General features: G+C 44.6%; 1 protein-coding gene. It reads right to left on the bottom strand.

The window, feature by feature from the left end; all coding sequences use genetic code 11:
- A partial coding sequence (locus AB5935_RS24895; protein WP_368327743.1) for an AMP-binding protein occupies positions 1-472 on the bottom strand: 472 nt, incomplete at its 3' end.
- Between the last annotated feature and the right edge of the window lie 98 nt (positions 473-570).

The raw sequence follows: 570 nt of genomic DNA, 5'->3' as shown, positions 1-570 counted from the left end.
GTTTCTCCTGTCCTACATACACTACATTTCTCATGTACGGAAAACGTTCACTCTTCAAATGTCCGCGTTCACAGGTTTTCAATTCGGGAAGCATTGTATAGGTCATCTGCACAAAGTCACTGTCCTTTTCGCCATTCACGATACAAAGCGTATGCATATCCGAGTTCTGGCAAAGATACTCCAACTCCGATTGTTTATAGTTCGTATTTACAGTAACATATACCGCACCGATCTTCGCACAAGCATACAACAATGTCAACCAATCGGGAACATTAGCCGCCCAGATACCCACATGGGTACCACGTTCCACCCCAATGGCGATAAGCCCTTTCGCCATATCATCCACACGACGGTTCAACTGACTCCAGGTAAAACGGAGATTGCGGTCGGAATAAACGATATATTCCTTATCGGGAGTCTCTTCAGCCCAGTGCTCGAGCCACTGCCCCAAAGTACGATCAAATAATTGCATGTAATTATACTTAAGTCTTGGTTCCTATTATTTCATTAAATTGGCGTGTAAACTACTGCCAGGATTTTTGCAGCCTGCCCCTCGTAAGCATGTACATG

Origin of the sequence: Phocaeicola sp. RTP21198st1_B8_RTP21198_201120 (assembly GCF_040929485.1) — a bacterium.
Classification (GTDB): Bacteria; Bacteroidota; Bacteroidia; order Bacteroidales; family Bacteroidaceae; genus Phocaeicola; species Phocaeicola dorei.
The sequence above is the reverse complement of the archived record's forward strand: the minus strand, read 5'-3'. Positions and strand labels throughout refer to the sequence as shown.